Raw genomic sequence first — 21,281 nt, forward strand, 5'->3', positions numbered from 1 at the left:
CTCCCTAAACCGCCGTCCCCTCCGTCCGGGTCAGGGCCCGGTACTTCTCCATCAGCCGCACCGTCACCGGTCCCGGGATCGGACCCTTCAGCGGCTTGCCGTCGATCGACTTGACCGGCACCAACTCGCCCACCGTGCCGCAGATGAACACCTCGTCCGCCGTCACGAAATCGTAGACCGACAGGTCGGCCTCCTTCGCGCCACAGCCTTCTTCCACCGCCATCTGCAGCAGGATACCCCGGGTGATGCCGACCACGATGTAGGTCGGGTGCGGCGTCATCAGGACGCCGTCCTTCACGCAGAACATCGTCGTCGAGTTGGTCTCCGCCACGAAGCCGCGGTCGTCCAGCATGATCGCCTCGTCGGCCCCCTGCCGGTTGGCCTCGATATTGGCGAGGATCTGGTTGAGCTGGTTGGTGTGGTGGATCTTGGCGTCGATCACGTTCGGCGAGGCCCGGCGCAGGGTGGAGGTGATCAGGGTGATCCCGGCCTTGTCGAAGATCGGCGGCTTGTGATCGACGAAGGCGACGATGGAGGCGGGGCCCAGGTTCAGCATCGGGTTCATGCCGGTCATCCGCTTGCGCCCGCGGGTGACCTGCAGGCGCATGTGCAGATCGGTGGTCAGCTCGTTCGCCGCGAAGGTGTCGCGCACGATCTTGATCATCCCCGCCTGGTCGACGCCCGGATCGATGTCGAGCATGGTCAGCGCCTCGAACAGCCGGCGGATATGCGCCTCCAGGCGGAACACCTTGCCGTCGTAGAGCCGGATGCCCTCATAGGCGCCGTCGCCGTGGCAGAACCCGCTGTCGTAGATCGAGATCACCGCCTCCGACTTCCGTACCAGGCGGCCGTTCACATAGACGATGGTGTCGGTATCGGGGATCTGCATGGGCGGGTGTCCCTGAAAACTGGTTGCGTGGCGGGCGAGGGCCGGGGGCGGCCGAACTGTGCGAATAATCACAAGCTTTCAGCGAACAGAAAATGCGGCCGTTCTTCGCTTTCCGAAAGATGAAATCGCGACGGATACCCTGGAAATTCAGGGTTAACCGGGCCGTCAGCAGCGCGATCTTTCCTCTCGGATCCCACATCCGGCGCGTGAAAGAGTATGTGAAAAGGGGGTGTTTCGCTCTATCCGTCTGAGTAAGCTTGTGTCGATTTTTCAATGCGAATGTGGACTTAGGAGTGGGTGGGGCGGATGGCGACAGCACCGAGTTGGTGGCCGACCAGTGTTGGGACGACGGCGGCGGAACTGCCGGTTGGCGGCACGGCCGCCGGGGGAATCCTGTTCGATGGGGATTGGGATCTCGCCGTGGTTCAGCTCGAGGCGGGGCACCGCTACGAACTCACGGTGGAAGCGGAATGGAGCACCGGAATCGATACGGTCCTGTATCTCAGTGATTGGGCCGGGTACGTCCTCGACTACGACGACGACAGCGGCACCGACAACGGTCCCAGGGCCTACGGCCAGAACTCCCTGATCCATTACACCGCGCCGACCACCGATACGTACTATCTCGCGGTGCATGATTTCGGGCACAACGACAACGGCGCGATCACCTTCGAGGCGCGGCTGATCTACGATCCGGTGCCGGAGACGCCGCCGCAGACCTGGTCCTGGTGGAACGACGCGTGGGGCACCACAGCTGCGGCGCTGACGGTCGGCGGATCGACCGCCGCCGAGATCGCCTTCGCCGGCGACCACGATGCCGGGCTGGTCAGCCTGAACGCCGGAATGACCTATGCGATCAGTCTCTATGCGGGCGGCAGCGCCGTGACCCCGCTGGTCGGGGTCTACGATTCCAGCGGCACCCTGCTCAGCAGCCTGCGTCTGGCGCCGACCGCCGGCAGCGACGCCGTGCTCTACTATGCGCCGACAACCAGCGGCGACCACTACGTGGTGGTCCGCGACGTGGAGAACGACAGCAGCGGTTCCGTCACCTATCGCGTTGAAGAGTTCGGCACGCCGACGGTGCTGTCGGGCTCCGCCGACGTCCGCACGATGTCGTCGTCCGGTATCGTGAGCGGCGGGGTCGGTGGCGATCAGATCACCGGGTCGGTGGGCGTCGACCTGATCTACGGCAATACCGAGAACGACACGGTGTCCGGCGGTGCCGGCAACGACATCATCTTTCTGGGCCAGAACGACGGCCCGGCGACGGCCCATCCGGATCTCGGCACGGTCCGTCAGCGCCAGGGAATCGAGGTCGCCGACGGCGGTGCCGGCGACGACATCATCTACGGCAATTTCGGCGCCGACCGTCTTTCCGGCGGCGTCGGCGACGACGAACTCTATGGCGGTCAGGATAACGACACTCTGGTCGGCGGGGCGGGGGACGACACGCTTCACGGCAACCGCGACGACGACAGCCTCACCGGCGGCCTCGGCAGCGACGATTTCATCTGGGTGCCGAACACGGGCGGAACGGATGTGATCTCCGACTTCTCCGTCGCGCAGGGCGATCGGATCGGCATCTCTACCGGGCAGTCCTATACCGTCGGCAGCAGCGGGGACGGGTACGTGCAGCTCCAGGCGGCGGCCGGATCGACGCTGACCCTCATCGGGGTGAGCGACGCCGGCTCGGTGACGGGCGCGATCTACTTCGTGTGACGGGGACGACCGTTCGCCGGTTCCGGCGTCTCAAGCGGTCGTCCCGGGCCTTCTCGAGGTTCCCCGGCGGTCCGGCGGTCCCAATCCTCGGTCCCGGCGCAAGGCGGGGAAGACGCTGAAGGGGAGGGGGAAATCGAGCCCCCCGCCCCGATCGCCCGCCTCAGGCGCTGGTGTATCCGTTCTCCCGGTCCGCCGCCTTCGCCGCTTCGCTGCGGTCCGCCGGGTCGCCGTAGCCGCCGCCGCCCGCCGTCTGCAGGCGGAACACGTCGCCCTTGGACGCCGGCACACTGGAGACCTTCGACGGCAGATCCTCGGTCTCGCCGGTCGCCGCGCGCGTCACCGTCAGGCGCCCGGGCTGACCCGGCTCGCCGCCCGCCAGTCCGTAGGGGCGCACCTTGAAGCGGTCCAGATTGGCGGCGAACACCCCCGTCGGCGTCTCCAGCCGGTAGGCGCGGGCGAGACCCAATCCGCCGCGGGTACGGCCCTTGCCGCCGCTGTCGGGCACCAGGGCGTATTCCTGGAACTGAATGGGCAGGCTGTTCTCCAGCATCTCCATCGGCGCGTTGGAGATGTTGTGCAGCCCGCAGGAGAAGCCGCTGGCGCCGTCCTCGTCGGGATGGCCGCCCCAGCCGCCGCATTCCAGGTCGAAATACACCTGCCTGCTGCCGTCGGCGTGGATGCAGTTCATCGCGGTGGCGTAGCTGACCCCGTAATAGGCGGCCGGCACCTTGCCCGGGATCGCCTGGTGGAAGGCGCCCATCACCGCGTTGACCACCCGGTGCCCGGTCGCCATGCGGTTGGCCACGGGGGCGGGATAGCGGCAGTTGACCACCGTGCCTTCCGGCGCGGTCACCTTCGCCGGACGGTAGCAGCCGGCATTGGCCGGGATCTCGGTGCCGAGCGACATCAGCACGCCGCACATGGCCGCCGAATAGGCCATGGCATAGGTGCAGTTCACCGGACCCTTGGCCTGGGGGCTGGAGCCGGCGAGGTCGATCGACATGCCGTCGCCGTCGACGGTCAGCGTCACAGCGACCCGCAGCCTGGTGTCCCGGTCGATGCCGTCGTCGTCGACGAAATCCTCGAAGCTGTAGGTGCCGTCCGGCACGTCGCGGATCATGGCGCGCATGGCCGCCTCCGACTGGTCCTGGATGCGGGCCATGGCGGCGGCGAGCAGGTCGGGGCCGTAGCGGGCGACGATGCGCTTCAGGTTGGCGGTGCCGGTCTCCAGGGCGGCGAGCTGTGAGGCGAAGTCGCCGCCGACATTCGCCGGCTCGCGGGTCTGGCGCAGCAGCAGTTTCACCACCGCCTCGTTCCGCTTGCCGCGCTCGGCGATCTTCAGCGGCGGGATGCGGAAGCCCTCCTGCTGGATCTCGGTGGCGCTGGGATCGTAGGAGCCGGCCGCCCCGCCGCCCACGTCCAGGTGATGCACCAGGATGCCGGCGATGGCGATCCGCCTGCCTTCGTGGAACACCGGCTTGAAGGTCTGGATGTCCGACAGGTGCTGGCCGCCGGCATAGGGGTCGTTGGTGATGATGATGTCGCCGTCCTCCCACTCCTCGATCGGGATGTGGTTGGCCAGGATCTCGGCCAGGCAGGAGGGCATGGAGTTCAGGTGGATCGGGATCGCCGTGGACTGGCCGACGGCGCCGCCATCGGCGTCGAACACGCAGGTTGAATAGTCCAGCAGGTCGCGCACGACGGAGGACCGGCTGGTCCGCCAGATCGTCACCCCCATCTCCTCCGCCGCCGCCACCAGGGCGTTGCGGATGATCTCCACCTGGACCGGGTCCAGCTCCATCGCGGGCGCGGTCATGCGGCATCTCCTTGGGCAGCTAGGGCGGCGATCAGGACGCCGCTGGGGTGCACGGTGAGGTCCCAGCCCGGCGGGATCAGCAGGGTGGAATGGGCCTCCTCGATGATCGCCGGACCGGCCAGCGACGCACCGGGGCCGAGGGTCTCGCGGTCGACGATGGCGGTCTCGCGGATCGCGCCGGCGAGCCGCACCGGTCGCTTCGCCTTCACGGTGATCTCGCTGCCGCCCTCGAACGGCCGGGCCGCCGGCTTGCTGAGCCGGCCGGTGGCGGCCATGCGCAGGGTGACGATCTCCGGCGTCACATGCCGTTCGGCATGGGCGTATTGCCGCGCGTGGGCGTCGTGGAAGGCGGTCACCGTCGCCGCCAGGTCGCCGTCGAAGGGCACGCCGATCTCGTAGGCCTGGCCCGGATAGCGCAGGTCCAGGGTGACGGGATAGCTGCGCGCGCCGTCGGGAATGCCGTCGCGGGCCAGCGCCTCCTGGCCGTCCGCCTTCATCTCGGCGATCAGGCTCTCCACTTCGCCGAGATTGTCGGCCTCGGCCTTCATAAGGCGGGAGCGGGCGATGTCGTGCACCACGTCGCTGAACAGCATGCCCCAGGCGCTGAGCGTGCCGGGGTCGCGCGGGAAGACCACGCGGGTGGCGCCGATCTCCGCCGCCGTGTCGCAGGCATGCAGGCCGCCGGCGCCGCCGAAGGAGATCAGGGCGAAATCGGTCGGGTCGAGGCCTTTCTCGAACAGCGACAGCCGGATGGCGGAGGCCATATGGGTGGTGGCGATGGCGACGATGCCGTCGGCCGCCGGCCCGTCCTCCAGGCCGAGCGGCTGGGCCACCTTGGCCGACAGCGCCTTGCGGGCGCCGTCCACGTCGAGGGTCATCGCCCCGCCGAGGAAGAAGTCCGGATCGATCCGCCCCAGCGCCACATTGGCATCGGTCACGGCCGGCTGGGTACCGCCGCGTCCGTAGCTGACCGGGCCGGGCGTCGCCCCGGCACTCTCCGGGCCGACATAGAGCCGGCCGGTCTCGTCGACCCGGGCGATGGAGCCGCCGCCGGCGCCGATGGTGCGGATCTCGATCATCGGCAGCCGCACCGGCAGCCCGTCGACCTTGCCCTCGGTCACCAGCCGGATGGCGCCGTTGTCGACGATGGACACGTCGTAGGAGGTGCCGCCCATATCGACGGCGATCAGGTTGCCGATGCCGAGCTCAGCCGAGAGTACCTCCGCCGCCCGCGCCCCGCCGGCCGGGCCGGACAGCAGCAGACGGGCCGGCTGCTCGCCGGCGGTCTCCGGCGTGGTCACGCCGCCGTTCGACTGCACCAGATAGACCGGGGCGGTGATCCCGGTGTCGGACAGCCGGCCGCGCAGCTTCGAGAGATACGTCTTCACCACCGGCATCAGCAGGGCGTTCAGCACGGTGGTCGAGGCGCGCTCGAACTCGCGGATCTCCGGGCTGACCGCATGGGAGCAGGAGACATAGGCGTCCGGCAGCTCCTCCTGGACGATGCGGGCGGCCTCCAGCTCGTGTTCGGGATTGGCATAGGCGTGCAGCAGGCAGATCGCGATCGCCTTGGCCCCGGCCTCGGCCGCCTTGCGGGCGGCGGCGCGCACGGTAGCGGGATCGAGCGCGCGTTCCATCGAGCCGTCGGCCCGCAGCCGCTCGGCCACCGGGTAGCGCCGGGCGCGCGGGATCAGCAGGGCGCGCTCCTCGGCCTTGTTGGCATAGACCAGGCTGCGGAAATGCCGGCCGATCTCCAGCACGTCGGTGAAGCCCTCGGTCATCAGCAGCGCGCCGGCCGGCAGCTTGCGCTCCAGCACCGCGTTGGTGGCGATGGTGGTGCCGTGCATGATCGCGCGGATATCGCCGAGCGCGAATCCGAGCCGTTCGGAGGCCTCAAGGATTCCGGCGATCAGCCCTTCGGAGGGATCGGCGGGGGTGGTCGGCACCTTGTGGGCGTCGGCCGCTCCGGTCTCCTCGTTCAGGATCTGCAAATCGGTGAAGGTGCCGCCGATATCGACGGCGATGCGGATGGCGGCCAAGGGGATTCCTTCGGGTAGCGCGGGGCGGGAGCGTCCATGACAGAGGGCGGTCCGCGCGGCGTCAAGACACGAACTTGGCAGGGGGACCGGCTGCGCCTAGGCTGGCCGCATTCAAGCCAGGAGCCTTCCATGCCGATCATCAATCGCATCGCCGACTTCCACGAGGACATGACCGAGTGGCGGCGCGAAATGCACGCCCATCCCGAGACCGCCTTCGAGGAGGTCTGGACCTCCGACTTCATCGCCAAGCGGCTGGAGGAGATCGGCGTCGACCATATCGAGCGCGGGCTGGCCAAGACCGGCATCGTCGCCACGATCAAGGGGAATGGCGGCGACGGCGGTCGCATCGGCATCCGCGCGGATTTCGACGCGCTCGACATCATCGAGGCGACCGGCAAGCCCTGGGCCTCGACGATTCCGGGCAAGATGCACGGCTGCGGCCATGACGGCCACACCGCCATCCTGCTCGGCGCCGCTCGGTATCTCGCGGAGACCCGCAACTTCGCCGGCGAGGTCGTGTTGATCTTCCAGCCGGCCGAGGAGAACGTCGCCGGCGGCCGGGTCATGGTCGAGGATGACGGGCTGTTCGAGAAGTATCCGGTCGATGCGGTCTACGGCATGCACAACCGCCCGGGCCTGCCCGTGGGCAAGATCTGTATGCGCCCGGGGCCGTCCATGGCGGGCGCGGACATGTTCGAGATCTTCATCCACGGCTATGGCGGTCATGCCGCGCGGCCGCATAAGACCATCGATCCGATCATCGTCCAGGCGCAGATCGTGCTGGCCCTGCAGTCCATCGTCAGCCGCTCCACCGACCCGCTGGACAGCGCCGTGCTCTCGGTGACCCAGGTATCGGGCGGCCATACCGGCAACGTGGTGCCGGATCTGGTCTACCTGCAGGGCACGGTGCGGACCTTCCGACCGGAGGTCCAGGACATGGTGGAAGCCAAGATGAAGAAGCTCTGCACGGCGATCGCCGAGGGCTTCGACTGCACGGTGGAGGTGAAGTACGACCGCCGCTATCCGGCCCTGGTGAACGACCCGGTGCATATCGAGAAGGCGGCGGCCATCGCCCGCGAGCTGGTCGGCGAGGAGAACGTGGACACCGACGCCGAGCCGGTGATGGGGGCGGAGGACTTCGCCTACATGCTGCAGCACCGCCCGGGCTGCTACATCAACCTCGGCAACGGGGTGGGCGAGGATGGCGGCGTGAACGTCCACAACCCGGCCTACGACTTCAACGACGCGGCCCTGCCGTATGGGGCGTCCTACTGGGCGCTGCTGGTGGAGAAGCTGCTGCCGAAGGCGGCGTAAGGTCACGGAGCATAAGGTCCCTGGGCATAAGGTCACTGGGCGTACGGTCACTGGGGGAGGGGCGTACTCTCCCCCTCTCTCCTTTTCGTCTTCCCGGCCTTGCGCCGGGATCCAGCCATCCGCGCGCTGGAGCGCAACCGGAAACGCTCCGGCTGCTTCACCCTGGGTCCCGGCGCAAGGCCGGGAAGACGGGGGAGGCCGGGAAGACGGGGGAGGGTGTCGCGGACAACCTCCCCCAATTCACCCTGTACGGCGGCGACCGGTTCGGGGTTAAGGTTCCTGCCAACAGACCAAACCTCCGGACGCGCCACCCGCGCTCACCGGAGACGCATGAACGGGAGGAGTGCATGGCGAAGGCATTCGCAAGCCAGGGCGATCTTGGCGAGAAGAAGATCAGCTTCACCGAGGTCGGCAAGGACCTCTGGGCCTTCACCGCCGAGGGCGATCCGAATTCCGGCGTGATCATCGGCGACGACAGCGTGATGATCGTCGAGGCCCAGGCCACCCCGCGCCTGGCCGAGATGGTGATCGCCAAGGTCCGCGAGGTCACCGACAAGCCGATCAGCCACGTGGTCCTGACCCACTACCACGCGGTCCGCGTGCTCGGCGCCAGCGCCTTCGGCGACGCGCAGATCATCATGTCGGACAAGGCCCGCTCCATGGTGGTCGAGCGCGGCCAGGAGGACTGGGACAGCGAGTTCCAGCGCTTCCCCCGCCTGTTCGAGGGCCACGAGAGCATCCCCGGCCTGACCTGGCCGACCACCACCTTCTCGGATTCGATGACCGTCTATCTCGGCAACCGCAAGGTCGAGATCAAGCAGATCGGCCGCGCCCATACCGCCGGCGACGCGGTGATCTGGGTGCCCGACGAGCAGGTCATGTTCACCGGCGACATCGTCGAGTACCACTCCGCCTGCTATTGCGGCGACGGGCATTTCGAGGATTGGGGCGGCACGCTGGACGCGGTGAAGGCCTACAACCCGCACTCCATCGCCCCCGGTCGCGGCGACGCGCTGGTCGGCCTGGACCGGGTCGATGCCGGGCTGGAATCGACCCGCGACTTCGTGGAGAGCACCTACCGGCCGGCCCAGAAGGTGGCGGCGCGCGGCGGCAGCCTGAAGGACGCCTGGGACGCGGTGCGCGACGCCTGCGACGCCAAGTTCAAGGACTACGCGATCTACGAGCACTGCCTGCCGTTCAATGTCGCCCGCGCCTATGACGAGGCCCGCGGCATCGACACCCCGCGCATCTGGACCGCCCAGCGCGATCTGGAGATGTGGGAGGCGCTGCAGGGGTAACGCACCACCCGAACGCGGGGAGACCGGCGATGCTTCAGGATCGCTACACGCTCGCCTTCCGGGAGTACCCGTACCGGCGGTCGGCGGATCAGGACGCCGCCTCCCCCGTCCGCCATCCGGTGGTGATCGTCGGCGGCGGGCCGGTGGGGATGACCGCCGCACTCGACCTCGGGCTGAAGGGCGTGCCGGTGCTGGTGCTGGACGACCACGAGGGCATCGGCATGGGCAGCCGGGCGATCTGTGTCGCCAAGCGCAGCCTGGAGATCGCCGACCGGCTCGGCTGCGGCGCCGAACTGGTGGAGCAGGGCGTGGTGTGGAACCTGGGCAAGGTGTTCCACCGCGACCGCAAGGTGTTCGAGTTCAACCTGCTGCCGGAAGCGGGGCACCGCTATCCGGCCTTCATCAACCTGCAGCAGCCGTATTTCGAGAAGGCCCTGGTCGACCGCCTCCGCGCCGCCCGGGCGCAGGGCGCGCCGGTGGAGATCCGCGGCCGCAACCGGGTGGAGGGCGTAGCCCAGACCGACGACGGCGTCATCCTGGAGGTGCTGACCCCCGACGGCCCCTACACGCTGGCCGCCGACTGGGTCATCGCTTGCGACGGCGCGGCCTCTCCCGTGCGCAACGCGCTCGACCTCGGCTTCGAGGGCCGGGTGTTCGAGGACAGCTTCCTCATCGCCGACGTGAAGATGGACGCCCCGTTCCCGACAGAGCGCCGGTTCTGGTTCGACCCGCCGTTCAAGTCCGGCTCCTCGGCCCTGCTGCACAAGCAGCCGGACAATGTCTGGCGGCTCGACTTCCAGATCGGCTGGCATGTGGACCGGGAGAAGGAACTGCGCGACGAGAACGTGAAGGCGCGGATCGACCAGATGCTCGGGCCCGACATCGCCTACGAGGTTGTGTGGAAATCGATCTACACCTTCCAGTGCCGACGCATGAAAACCTTCCGCCACGGCCGAGTCCTGTTCGCCGGCGACAGCGCCCATCAGGTCTCGCCCTTCGGCGCGCGCGGCGCGAATTCCGGGGTGCAGGACGTGGACAACCTGGCCTGGAAGCTGGCCCTGGTGCTGGACGGCATGGCGCCCGACAGCCTGCTGGACAGCTACGCAGCGGAGCGGGAGGTCGCGGCCGACGAGAACATCCTCAACTCCACCCGCGCCACCGACTTCATCACGCCGAAATCGGAGACGTCCAAGCTGTTCCGCGACGCCGTGCTGGAGCTGAGCGAACACTACCCGTTCGCCCGGCCGCTGGTGAATTCCGGGCGGCTGTCGGTGCCCTGCATCTATGACGGCTCGACGCTGAACGGCGCGGACGGCCTGCCGGGAGGTCCCGCGCGCAGCCGCCCCGGCGCGCCGTGCCCCGATGTGCCACTGGGCGACGGGTTTCTGCTCGACCGGCTGGACGGCCGTTTCCACCTGCTTACGGTCGATGCCGACACTCCGGAGCGGCTGGAAGAGGGCGGAGTCGCGGTTACCCGGCTTGCCCTGTCGGCGGCCGACGATCCGAGCGGCGCGCTGGCCGCGCGCTATCTGGGCGACGCGGGTGCGGCCGTCTACCTGATCCGCCCGGACCAGCATGTGGCGGCGCGCTGGCCGGCCTACGACGCAGACGCGGTGCGGCTGGCGCTGCGCCGGGCAATCGGGAGAGACTGACCATGGCCGACCTGATCCTTGATCCCAATATCGACCGGCCGGACGATTTCTACGCCGCCCTCATCGCCGCCCATGACGGGCTGAGCAAGGAGGCGAGCGACGCGCTGAACGCCCGGCTGATCCTGATCCTGGCCAACCATGTGGGCGACCGGGAGATCCTGTCCCAGGCCCTGGCCGCCGCCCGCCTGCAAGAGGACAAGCCCGAATGACCCGCCTGAACGCCACCCACGATCCCGCCCGCAAGAGCTGGGTCGAGAGCGCCAACGTTCCGGGCGCCGATTTTCCCATTCAGAACCTACCCTTCGGCGTGTTCTCGCAAGGCGACGGGCCGAAGCGTGTCGGTGTGGCGATCGGCGACCGGATCCTCGACCTGACGGCGCTGGAAGCGGCCGGGGTGCTGGAGCCGACGCCGGGCCGCCCGGTGTTCGCCGAGGGCGTGCTGAACCCGTTCATGGCGCTGCCGCAGGAGGTCTGGTCACAGACCCGGGCGCGGATCGCCGAGCTGCTGGATGCGCAGACCGGCAGGCCGGACGGGCTGGTGCTGGTGGCGCAGGCGGACGCCACCATGCACCTGCCGATCTTCGTGCGCAGCTTCACCGACTTCTACGCCTCGCGCGAGCATGCCAGCAACGTGGGCAGCATGTTCCGCGGGCCGGACAACGCGCTGATGCCGAACTGGCTGCACCTGCCGGTCGGGTATAACGGCCGCGCCTCCACGGTGGTGGTCTCGGGCACGGCGATCCGCCGCCCGAACGGCCAGCTCAAGGCGCCGGATGCCGACGCCCCCGGCTTCGGGCCGTGCCGGCGGCTGGATATCGAGCTGGAGATGGGCGCCATCGTCGGCACGCCGAGTGCGATGGGACAGCCGGTCACCACGGCGCAGGCCTATGACATGATCTTCGGCTATGTGCTGCTGAACGACTGGTCGGCCCGCGACATCCAGGTCTGGGAGTATCAGCCGCTGGGTCCGTTCCAGGCCAAGGCCTTCGCCACCACGATCAGCCCCTGGGTGGTGACGCGGGAGGCGCTGGAGCCGTTCCGGGTGCCGACCCCGGAGCGGATCAAGCCGCTGCTGCCGTATCTGGAGGAGGGGAGCCCGAACAATTTCGACATCGCCCTGGCGGTCGACATGGCGCCGGCGGGAGGGGCGGCGAAGACGATCAGCCGGACCAATTACCGGCACATGTATTTCTCCTCGGCCCAGCAGCTCGCCCATCACAGCGCGTCGGGCTGTGCCATGTGCACCGGGGATCTGCTCGGGTCGGGCACGGTGTCGGGGAGCACGCCGGACAGTCTCGGCTCGCTGCTGGAGATCACCTGGAACGGCCGCGACCCGATCGACCTGGGCGGCGTGTCGCGCACCTTCATCGAGGACGGCGACACCCTGACTCTACGCGGGTGGTGCGAGGGGGAATACCGAGTCGGGTTCGGGGAATGCGCGGGGACGGTGCTGCCGGCGGTGGACTACGGGCGTTAGGCTATCGCCCCTGCGCCAACAACGCCCCCGCCATCTCCGCCCATTCCGCGCCCAGATCCCCCTTCGTGTGCGGCTTGCCGGCGCGGCGGAACCAGTAGCCGGCGTTGCTTTCGTCGCCTTCCACCCGGTGCAGGTGGGCGTGGACCCAGGCGGCGTCGGCGCCGTCGTCGTCCTGCACGGTCACATGGGCGGCTTCCCAGTCGCCCTTGCCCTGGTGCCACAGGCCGAGCAGGGCCGGGCTCAACCCGGCGGGCGGGGCGGGGGCGTCCAGCGAGGCGCGGAATTCGTCGAGGGTCATGGTCTGCTCCCTTCGAAGTGGGCCGGGCGGGGTCAGTTCTTGTGGCGCACCGCTTCCACGGCGACGTTCGGATAGTCGGTGATGATGCCGTCCACGCCCATCTCGGCCAACTCCTTCATCTGGGTGGCGTCGTTCACCGTCCAGACATGTACCTCCAGCCCCAGATCGTGGGCCTGCTTCAGCGCCTCGGGCGTGAGGTCGCGGAAATAGGGCGACCAGATATCGCCGTGCAGCGAGGCGATGGCGCGCGGCACCGAGCCGCCGAAATCGTCGATGTCCAGCCCGCCAAGCCAGGGCGAGGCGTCCGGCCGGCCCGCCTGCACGTTGTTCAGCCAGTTGCGCTCCGCCGTCAGATAGGAGGTGCGGATTTCCGGCGCGATGTGCCGCACCACCGCCAGGGTGCGCCAGTCGAAGCTCTGGACGATCGCCCGTGTCTCCACCCCGGCCGCGCGGATCACGGCGACCACGGCCCGGGCGAAGGTGTCCGGATCGGCGGTCTCGCCGGGGGCCAGCGGCGACAGCTTGGTCTCGATGTTGAAGCGCAGGTCGTCCGGCCCTTCCACGGCCGCCAGCGCCAGCACCTCGGCCAGGGTCGGCACCGGCGTGCCGTCCACCGGGGTCTGGTCCGGGAACCGCTCGGCGATCTTGCCGCCGGGACGGGCGCGGCCGACATCGACCGCGTGCAGCTCCGCATGGGTCATGCCGCGGATCAACTTCGGGGCGTCGATCCAGGTCCCCCCGATTCGGGCCAGGTCGGGCGACAGGGCCGGGTCGTGCAGCACGACCACCACCCCGTCCGCGGTCATCCCGGTATCCAGCTCCAGAATGTCGACGCCGAGCGCGATGGCCTCGCGAAATGCCGGCAGGGTGTTCTCCGGCAGCAGGCCGCGCGCGCCGCGGTGACCGTGGATGTCGGTGGCCAGCGCGGGGCCCGCGGACAGGCCGGCGAGAACGGTCAGGAGTGTCAGGGAACGCCGCATTGGATTGTTCCTTCTATGGGATCGGCCGTCGTGATTGAGGGGCGATTATGCGTTATCTGGCAAGCACGTAACCGGATGGTCATGAAAGTGTCATGTTGCTGTAATTGTCTCTAAGATATGCCTGCGGCGTGCCGATAACTTGCTGCGCATTCGGGGCCCCTCCGCTGTTGCGATCCCCCTTTCCGCCAGCTCGGCACTGGCAACGTCGCCAAGCAAAAGCAACCTGACCCGGGGGAAGAGCATGTTCAACTCCAAGATGATCATCGCCGGCATGGCGGGCGCCTTCGCGCTGTCCATGGCGAGCGAAGCGATCGCCGCCACCGAGATCCAGTGGTGGCACGCGATGGGCGGCCGCAACGGCGAACTCGTGAACGAGATGGCCGAGGGCTACAACGCGTCCCAGTCCGAATTCAAGGTCGTGCCGGTCTACAAGGGCAACTACACCGAGACCATGACGGCGGCGATCGCGGCGTTCCGCGCCAAGCAGCAGCCGCATATCGTCCAGGTCTTCGAGGTCGGCACCGCGACCATGATGGCGGCCGAGGGTGCCGTCTATCCGGTCTACAAGCTGATGGAAGACACCAACACGCCGTTCAATCAGGACGACTACCTGCCGGCCGTGGTCAGCTACTACACCACGCCGGACAACAAGCTGCTGTCGCTGCCGTTCAACAGCTCGACGCCGGTGATGTGGTACAACAAGGACGCGCTGGACAAGGCCGGCGTGACCGAGGCGCCGTCGACCTGGGCGGAGGTGTTCGACGCCTCGCAGAAGCTGGTCGACAGCGGCATGAAGTGCGGCATCTCCTTCGGTTGGCAGTCCTGGGTGATGGTCGAGAACTTCTCGGCCTGGCACAACATCCCGATGGGCACCAAGGAGAACGGCTTCGCCGGCTTCGACACCGAGTTCGTCTTCAACAACGACGACGTGATCGGCACCCTGCAGAGCATCGCCGACAGCCAGGAAAAGAATCTGTTCCAGTACGGCGGCCGTCGCGGCGAGAGCCTGCCGCTGTTCACCAACGGCGAATGCGGCATGTGGATGAACTCGTCGGCCTATTACGGCTCGATCGTCCAGCAGGCCAAGTTCAACTTCGCCCAGACCATGCTGCCGCTGAACACCGAGGTGGCCGACAAGCCGCAGAACTCGATCATCGGCGGCGCCACCCTGTGGGTGCTGCAGGGCAAGCCGGCGGCCGAGTACAAGGGCGTGGCGGAGTTCTTCAACTACATCGCCTCCGCCGAGGTCCAGGCCCGCTGGCACCAGGAGACCGGCTACGTGCCGATCACCACGGCCGCCTACGAGCTGTCCCAGAAGCAGGGCTTCTACGAGAAGAACCCGGGCACCGACACGGCGATCAAGCAGCTCAGCCTGAACACGCCGACGCCGAACTCCAAGGGCATCCGCTTCGGCAACTTCGTCCAGGTGCGCGACGTCATCAACGAGGAGATGGAAGCGCTGTGGGCCGGCGACAAGACCGCCAAGGAAGCCATGGACACCGCCGTGGAGCGTGGCAACGCCCTGCTGCGCAAGTTCGAGAAGGCCAACGACTGAGGCCGTCTCCGCACTCCTTGTGAGTGTGCGTGAATCAGGCGTGGGGGCCGGCGCCATGGGTGCCGGCCCCCCGCACGTTGTTGCGGGGGTGAGACTTTGATCAAGCGTGTGACCTTCCGGAATCCGTGGCTGCCCTATGCGCTGCTGCTGCCGCAGCTGGCGGTGACATTGATTTTCTTCATCTGGCCGGCCGTGCAGGCGCTGTACCAGTCGCTGCTGGTGGAGGACGCGTTCGGCCTGTCGACCGAGTTCGTCTGGTTCGAGAATTTCGAGGAGCTGTTCGCCGATCCGCTCTATCTCGACACCTTCTGGAACACCGTCGTCTTCAGCTTCTCCGTCGCCTTCGCGTCGATGTCGCTGGCGCTGCTGCTGGCGGTCATGGCCGACCGCACGATCAAGGGCGCGACCGCCTACAAGACGCTGCTGATCTGGCCCTATGCCGTCGCCCCGGCCGTGGCCGGCGTGCTGTGGTTCTTCATGTTCAACCCGGTGGTGGGCATCAACGCCTATCTGCTGCGCGGTCTGGGCTATGACTGGAACCACTATCTCGACGGCGGCGACGCGATGATCCTGGTGGTCATCGCCGCCTCGTGGAAGCAGATCAGCTACAATTTCCTGTTCTTCCTGGCCGGCCTGCAGGCGATCCCGCGCTCCCTGATCGAGGCGGCGGCGATCGACGGCGCCGGCCCGTTCAAGCGGTTCTGGACCATCATCTTCCCGCTGCTGTCGCCGACCACCTTCTTCCTGCTGGTGGTCAACGTGGTCTACGCCTTCTTCGACACCTTCGGCATCATCCACGCCACCACCGAGGGCGGGCCGGCGGGCGCCACCCAGATCCTGGTCTACAAGGTGTTCAGCGACGGCTTCATCGGCCTCGATCTCGGCGGGTCGGCCGCGCAGTCGGTGGTGCTCATGGTCATCGTGATCAGCCTGACCGTGGTGCAGTTCCGCTATATCGAGCGGAGGGTCGAGTACTGATGGTCGAGAACCGCCCCTATCTGACGGTCCTGTCCCACCTGGTGGTGATCCTCGGGATCATCATCACGGTGATGCCGATCTGGATCACCTTCGTCGCCTCGACCCACCCGATCGAGCACATCATGGACGGCACGATCCCGATGTGGCCGGGGGACAAGTTCTTCGAGAACTATGCCACGGTGCTCGGCGCCGGCGTGGCCGATGCCGGCGGTATTCCGGTCGGCACCATGCTGTTCAACAGCCTGGTCATGGCGCTGTCGATCACCATCGGGAAGATCGCCATCTCGCTGATCGCCGCCTATGCGATCGTGTATTTCGACTTCCCGTTCCGCATGGCCTGCTTCTGGCTGATCTTCATCACCCTGATGCTGCCGGTGGAGGTGCGCATCCTGCCGACCTTCGCGGTGGTGGCCAATCTCGGGCTGCTGAACTCCTATGTCGGGCTCAGCCTGCCGCTGATCGCCTCGGCGACGGCGACCTTCCTGTTCCGGCAGTTCTTCCTGACGGTGCCGGAGGAGCTGGCCGAGGCGGCGCGGATCGACGGGGCGGGGCCGTGGAAGTTCTTCAAGGACATCCTGCTGCCGCTGTCGCGCACCAACATCGCCGCGCTGTTCGTGATCCTCTTCATCTACGGCTGGAACCAGTATCTCTGGCCGCTTCTGGTGACCACCGACGAGTCCTTCTACACGATCGTGATGGGCATCCAGCGCATGACCCAGGCGGCGGAATCCCTGCCGCTTTGGCATCTGGTCATGGCGACCACGATGCTGGCGATGCTGCCGCCGGTGATCGTCGTGGTGGTCATGCAGAAGCTGTTCGTCAAAGGCCTGGTCGAGACCGAGAAATAAGGAGCGCCTGAGATGGCCGAATTGCACCTCAGCGGTGTTCAGAAGATCTACCCGAACGGCTACCACGCGATCCACGGGATCGACCTGAGCGTGGCCGACGGCGAGTTCATCGTGCTGGTCGGGCCGTCCGGTTGCGGCAAGTCGACCCTGCTGCGCATGGTCGCCGGGCTGGAGACCGTGTCCGACGGCACCATCGATATCGGCGGCCGGGTGGTGAACAATCTGGAACCGGCCGACCGGGACATCGCCATGGTGTTCCAGAACTACGCGCTGTATCCGCACATGAAGGTCTACGACAACATGGCCTACGGGTTGCGCAACCGCGGCATGGCCAAGGACGAGATCGACCGCCGGGTGCGCGAGGCGGCGGGGATCCTGGAGATCGAGCCGATGCTCGACCGTCGGCCGAACCAGCTCTCCGGCGGCCAGCGCCAGCGCGTCGCCATGGGCCGGGCCATCGTGCGCGAACCCTCGGTCTTCCTGTTCGACGAGCCGCTGTCCAATCTCGACGCCAAGCTGCGGGTGCAGATGCGGGTGGAGATCAAGCGGCTGCAGCGCCGTCTCGGCATCACCAGCCTCTACGTCACCCACGACCAGGTGGAGGCCATGACCATGGCCGACCGGCTGGTGGTGATGAACGGCGGACGGGCCGAGCAGATCGGCACCCCGATCGAGCTTTACGACCGGCCGGAGACCACCTTCGTCGCCACCTTCATCGGCTCGCCGTCGATGAACCTGCTGGAGGGGACGGTGGCGGAAGGCGGCACCTCGGTGGCGCTGGATTCCGGCGCGTCGATCAACCTGCCGGACCCGCGTCCCGACCTGGCCGGCCGGCCGGTGACCCTGGGCGTGCGCCCGGAGCATCTGACCCCGGCGGCGGACGGCACGGGCATGACCCTGCGCCTGGACCTGGTGGAGGCGCTGGGCGCCGATACGCTGCTGCACGGCCATCTGGACGGCGACGAGCGCCGGTTGGTGACGGTGCGCCTGTCCGGCCACTTCGCCCCGGGCCAGGACTCGGTGCAGGTGGCGGCGACGGACGCGGTGCACCTGTTCGACCGGGAGACCGGCGGGCGGATCTAATCCTAGCCGTCATCCCGGACGGCCCCGGGCTCGACCCGGGGACGGGCCGGGACCGTTATACGGACGCCGCGGCTGGGTCCCGGCCCGCTCCCGGATCAAGTCCGGTCGCGTCCGGGATGACGGGAAATAGTGGGCGTCATGTCGCCGGGCTGGTGTCCAGCACGCCTTCCTGCGCTGGGACCAGGTCGACCACGCCGACCGTCTCCAGCCCGCCGAGTACCGCGTCCACGGCGATGGTGGCGAGGATGATCCCCATGATCCGGCTGATGATGTTCGCCCCCGTCGCCCCGAGGAACGGCTTCAGCCGGGCCGCCATCAGCAGCAGCACCAGGGTGATCGCCATCACGATGAGCAGCAGGATCGCCGTCACCCCCTGATCCAGCAGGGTGTTCTCGTTGTTGTCGGTCAGCACCACGATCGCCAGCATCGCACCGGGCGAGGCGATCGAGGGGATCGCCAGCGGGAACACCGCGTTGGCCAGGTGATCGCGCGCCGCCTCCTTGATCTCCAACTGCGATTTCGACTCGCCGAAGACCATGGTCATGGCGAACAGGAACAGCACGATGCCGCCGGCGATCTGGAACGAGCCCAGACGCAGCCCGAGCGCCTCCAGCAGATACTGGCCGCCGACCAGGAACAGCATCAGCACCACCGTGGCGATCAGAACCGCGCGGATGGCGAAGGCCCGGTGCAGCCGCCGGGGGACCGAACTGGTGGCGTAGTAGAAGACCGGCAGGGTCCCGATCGGGTCGACGACCACGAGGATGGTGATGAGGGCCCGCCCCAGATCGGGCAGGTCGATCATGGACAGCATCGGGTCATCGTCTCCGGTCGGTCAGGGGGCGGGCGAACAGACCTCCATCCTTACCCGCGATCGGGGCGAAAATCCGGATGAATCGCGAAATCTCCGAAGATTCCGGTCGGCCGGGGGTGTTCAGCCGGGCTGGGTCGCCGCCAGCAGGCTGCGCGGATCGGCACCGGTGGCCGCCAGGGCGGTGCGGCGCAACTCCTCCGCCCGCGTCGCGCCGAGCAGGGGCACCACCAGAGTGGCGAACTTGTCCGACAGCTTGGCCTCCTGGTCCTCCAGATCGGTGGCCGGCACGCCCACGTCGTGGATCTCGTGCAGCACCCGTCCGTCCTCCAGCTCGACGATCACCTCGGCCTTGCTCGCCTCCGATCGGTCGATCTTCACCGGCTGCACCTCCACCCGGCGGCGCAGCGCGATCAGGTCCGGTTCGTTGGCGATGGCGTCGCTGAAGGTGTCGACCGCGCCGGTATTGCGCCCGGCCAGCGCCAGGGCCGCGGTGTGACGCAGGCTGAACTTCACCTGCAGGCCGGTCTCGGGTTCCGGGATGTTGCACATCCGCAGGCTGCCCTCGCTGACCTTCAGGGTCACCTTCTTCACCTGCACCGGGTCGATGTCGTGGCGGGCGCGCAGGGTGCGGTTCGCCTCGATGGACGAATGGGTCATGTAGCAGGCGGCGTGGAACTTGAAGAGGTTGCGCTCGATCAGGAAGCGGTCGCCCGGGACCCAGTTCATGTCGTAGGGGGCGGCGTCCGGTCCCTGGGTCTCCCAGAAGCCCTGCACGCATTCCAGCCCGTCCGGCCGCGACACGAAGCCCCGCGCCGCCCAGCGCGCCGCCTTGGTGCCGTTCTGCGCAGCCCGGCCGGCATGCAGCGGCTTGCCCATGGTGCCGAACTGGGATTTCAGGCCCGAGGTCAGCGTGGTGGCGAGGCCGAGCGCATGGGCGGTGCGCTCCGCGTCCAGGCCGAGCAGGTGGCAGACCCCGGCGGCGGCGCCGAAGCTGCCGACGGTCGCCGTCGCGTGCCAGCCGGTGTCGTAATGGCCGTCGCCGGTCATGTCGCCGACCCGGCAGGCGACCTCGTAGCCGATCACGAAGGAGCGCAGGGCGTCCTCCAGGCTGCGGCCCTCGACGATGGCGGCGGTCAGCACCGCGGGCAGGACGGCGACGGTCGGATGGCCGTGCATGGCGCGGTTGACGTCGTCGAAATCGAGCGCGTGGCCGGCCGCCCCGTTGACCAGGATGGCGTCGGACGGGCGCAGCGTCTGGGAGAGACCGACCAGCGGGATGTCGCCGGCGCCGCCATCGGCCAGCGCCTCGTCCAGCAGGATGGCGACCAGCGGGTCGCCGGCGCCGGCCACGGTCACGCCGATCCAGTCCATCAGGCAGTGCCGCGCCCAGCGCAGGGCCCGGGGGGCGACGGCATCGCCCGGGACGGACGCGATCCAGTCGGCCAGCGCGCGGGTGGGGGCGGTCGCGGTCGCCGTCTCGGCGGCATGGATGCTGGCCATGGAAATCTCCCGGGGTGTTTCCCTGCGGCCCGGTTGAGAGGCGGGGGCCTTGAGCGAAGTCTAGGAGCGGGTTGTGGGATGGTCTACCCGTCCAGGGTTTGCTGTACTGACATCCGCCGGCCGACAACGACCAACAGTCAATCCAATCAACCAGAAGGCCGGCGGAGGAGACGCAAGCATGGGTAAGCTGGAAGGGCGCGTTGCCCTGATTTCCGGTGCCGCGCGGGGCATCGGCGCGCAGACCGCACGGCGCATGGTGGCGGAGGGCGCGAAGGTCGTGATCGGCGACGTGCGCGACGAGCTGGGCCGGGCGGCGGCCGAGGAGATCGGCGGCGGTACCGATGCCTGCCGTTTCGTCACCCTGGACGTGACCGACCCGGAGAGCTGGCAGGCGGCGGTCGACCATGCGGTGGAGGCCTATGGCCGGCTCGACGTCCTGGTGAACAACGCCGGCGTGTTCATCGGCCGCAGCCTCGAGGAGATCTCCTTCGAGGAGTGGAAGACGCTGGTCGACGTCAACCTGACCGGCACCTTCCTGGGGACCCGCATCGCCGCGCCGGCGCTGCGCGAGGCGGCCAAGGACACGCCCCATGGCAGCGCCGTCATCAACGTCTCCTCCATCGCCGGTCTGGTCGGCTCGATGGTCGATCCGCTGTATTCCATGACCAAGGGCGGGGTGACGACCTTCACCAAGTCGACGGCGCTGTATTTCGGCCGGCGAGGCGACCGCATCCGGGTGAACCAGATCCACCCCGGCGTGATCGAGACCGATATGGGCGACCAGACCTATACCGCCCGGGCCCGGGCGCTCGGCACCAACGACGTGGACGCCGCCAAGCAGGCCTCGCTGAACATGCACCCGATCGGCCGCCACGGCACGGCGGACGACATCGCCGGCGGGATCGTCTTCCTGGCCTCCGACGATGCCGGCTTCATGACCGGGTCGAGCCTGGTGGTCGATGGCGGTCTGACCGCCCAGTAGCGGTCTTACCCGACCGGCCCCGGCCGAGCGGGCTGAACC

18 protein-coding genes are annotated in these 21,281 nt (G+C 68.1%); 11 read left to right on the forward strand and 7 right to left on the reverse strand.

Annotated elements, in window-relative coordinates; genetic code table 11:
* Nucleotides 1-4 precede the first annotated feature (4 nt).
* Nucleotides 5-889: an aminotransferase class IV gene (locus tag G578_RS0111360; protein ID WP_028794341.1), complete on the reverse strand. Its 885-nt coding sequence runs from the start codon at nt 887-889 to the stop codon at nt 5-7.
* Nucleotides 890-1,195: 306 nt separating this feature from the next.
* Between G578_RS0111360 and G578_RS28400 the strand changes: the two genes are divergently transcribed.
* Nucleotides 1,196-2,608, forward strand: a complete 1,413-nt coding sequence (locus G578_RS28400; RefSeq protein WP_084618831.1) for a calcium-binding protein — start codon at nt 1,196-1,198, stop codon at nt 2,606-2,608.
* Nucleotides 2,609-2,768: 160 nt separating this feature from the next.
* Here G578_RS28400 and G578_RS25900 read toward each other — a convergent pair whose 3' ends face one another.
* Both G578_RS25900 and G578_RS0111375 read right to left on the reverse strand, forming a co-directional pair.
* Complete coding sequence (locus tag G578_RS25900; RefSeq protein WP_051244632.1) at nt 2,769-4,424, reverse strand: hydantoinase B/oxoprolinase family protein; 1,656 nt, start codon at nt 4,422-4,424, stop codon at nt 2,769-2,771.
* Nucleotides 4,421-6,463 (reverse strand): hydantoinase/oxoprolinase family protein, encoded by a 2,043-nt coding sequence (locus G578_RS0111375; protein ID WP_028794342.1) that lies wholly within the window; start codon nt 6,461-6,463, stop codon nt 4,421-4,423. The genes G578_RS25900 and G578_RS0111375 overlap by 4 nt, the downstream gene beginning before the upstream one ends.
* Before the next feature lie 129 nt (nt 6,464-6,592).
* Between G578_RS0111375 and G578_RS0111380 the strand changes: the two genes are divergently transcribed.
* From G578_RS0111380 to fahA, 5 genes are all read left to right on the forward strand, one after another.
* Nucleotides 6,593-7,777 (forward strand): M20 aminoacylase family protein, encoded by a 1,185-nt coding sequence (locus G578_RS0111380; RefSeq protein ID WP_028794343.1) that lies wholly within the window; start codon nt 6,593-6,595, stop codon nt 7,775-7,777.
* A gap of 347 nt (nt 7,778-8,124) precedes the next feature.
* Nucleotides 8,125-9,075 carry an MBL fold metallo-hydrolase gene (locus G578_RS0111385; RefSeq protein WP_028794344.1) on the forward strand — a complete coding sequence of 317 codons (951 nt, stop codon included), beginning with the start codon at nt 8,125-8,127 and terminating at the stop codon, nt 9,073-9,075.
* Nucleotides 9,076-9,104: 29 nt separating this feature from the next.
* Nucleotides 9,105-10,727, forward strand: a complete 1,623-nt coding sequence (locus G578_RS0111390) for an FAD-dependent oxidoreductase (RefSeq protein ID WP_028794345.1) — start codon at nt 9,105-9,107, stop codon at nt 10,725-10,727.
* Nucleotides 10,728-10,729: 2 nt separating this feature from the next.
* A complete protein-coding gene (locus G578_RS0111395; RefSeq protein WP_028794346.1) occupies nt 10,730-10,936 on the forward strand; it encodes a DUF2783 domain-containing protein in 207 nt (68 codons plus the stop codon).
* Nucleotides 10,933-12,204 (forward strand): fumarylacetoacetase, encoded by a 1,272-nt coding sequence (gene fahA / locus G578_RS0111400; RefSeq protein ID WP_038014018.1) that lies wholly within the window; start codon nt 10,933-10,935, stop codon nt 12,202-12,204. The genes G578_RS0111395 and fahA overlap by 4 nt, the downstream gene beginning before the upstream one ends.
* A gap of 1 nt (nt 12,205) precedes the next feature.
* On the opposite strand, the gene G578_RS0111405 is transcribed toward fahA, so the two are convergent.
* Both G578_RS0111405 and G578_RS25905 read right to left on the reverse strand, forming a co-directional pair.
* Nucleotides 12,206-12,502, reverse strand: coding sequence for a hypothetical protein (locus G578_RS0111405; RefSeq protein ID WP_028794348.1), 297 nt, complete (start codon nt 12,500-12,502; stop codon nt 12,206-12,208).
* 32 nt (nt 12,503-12,534) lie between these two features.
* Nucleotides 12,535-13,482, reverse strand: coding sequence for a glycerophosphodiester phosphodiesterase (locus G578_RS25905; protein ID WP_038014020.1), 948 nt, complete (start codon nt 13,480-13,482; stop codon nt 12,535-12,537).
* A 241-nt stretch (nt 13,483-13,723) separates the two neighbouring features.
* On the opposite strand from G578_RS25905, the gene ugpB reads away from it, so the two are divergent.
* The 4 genes from ugpB (at nt 13,724) to G578_RS0111430 (ending at nt 17,946) form a co-directional block, all read left to right on the forward strand.
* Nucleotides 13,724-15,037 carry a sn-glycerol-3-phosphate ABC transporter substrate-binding protein UgpB gene (gene ugpB / locus G578_RS0111415; protein ID WP_038014023.1) on the forward strand — a complete coding sequence of 438 codons (1,314 nt, stop codon included), beginning with the start codon at nt 13,724-13,726 and terminating at the stop codon, nt 15,035-15,037.
* 96 nt (nt 15,038-15,133) lie between these two features.
* On the forward strand, nt 15,134-16,015 hold the full coding sequence (ugpA, locus tag G578_RS0111420) for a sn-glycerol-3-phosphate ABC transporter permease UgpA (protein WP_028794350.1): 882 nt from the start codon (nt 15,134-15,136) through the stop codon (nt 16,013-16,015).
* Nucleotides 16,015-16,863: a sn-glycerol-3-phosphate ABC transporter permease UgpE gene (ugpE, locus tag G578_RS0111425; protein WP_028794351.1), complete on the forward strand. Its 849-nt coding sequence runs from the start codon at nt 16,015-16,017 to the stop codon at nt 16,861-16,863. Before ugpA ends, ugpE begins: the two co-directional genes overlap by 1 nt.
* 12 nt (nt 16,864-16,875) lie before the next feature.
* On the forward strand, nt 16,876-17,946 hold the full coding sequence (locus G578_RS0111430; RefSeq protein WP_028794352.1) for a sn-glycerol-3-phosphate import ATP-binding protein UgpC: 1,071 nt from the start codon (nt 16,876-16,878) through the stop codon (nt 17,944-17,946).
* 136 nt (nt 17,947-18,082) lie between these two features.
* On the opposite strand, the gene G578_RS0111435 is transcribed toward G578_RS0111430, so the two are convergent.
* Both G578_RS0111435 and G578_RS25910 read right to left on the reverse strand, forming a co-directional pair.
* The gene (locus tag G578_RS0111435) at nt 18,083-18,760 is read right to left on the reverse strand and encodes a MarC family protein (protein WP_211228890.1); all 678 of its coding nucleotides are present in this window, start codon (nt 18,758-18,760) and stop codon (nt 18,083-18,085) included.
* Nucleotides 18,761-18,880: 120 nt separating this feature from the next.
* Nucleotides 18,881-20,260 carry an MmgE/PrpD family protein gene (locus tag G578_RS25910; RefSeq protein ID WP_051244634.1) on the reverse strand — a complete coding sequence of 460 codons (1,380 nt, stop codon included), beginning with the start codon at nt 20,258-20,260 and terminating at the stop codon, nt 18,881-18,883.
* A gap of 178 nt (nt 20,261-20,438) precedes the next feature.
* On the opposite strand from G578_RS25910, the gene G578_RS0111445 reads away from it, so the two are divergent.
* Nucleotides 20,439-21,242: an SDR family NAD(P)-dependent oxidoreductase gene (locus G578_RS0111445; protein WP_028794354.1), complete on the forward strand. Its 804-nt coding sequence runs from the start codon at nt 20,439-20,441 to the stop codon at nt 21,240-21,242.
* The last annotated feature ends 39 nt before the right edge of the window (nt 21,243-21,281 follow it).

This window comes from Thalassobaculum salexigens DSM 19539 (genome assembly GCF_000423805.1).
GTDB lineage: Bacteria > Pseudomonadota > Alphaproteobacteria > Thalassobaculales > Thalassobaculaceae > Thalassobaculum > Thalassobaculum litoreum.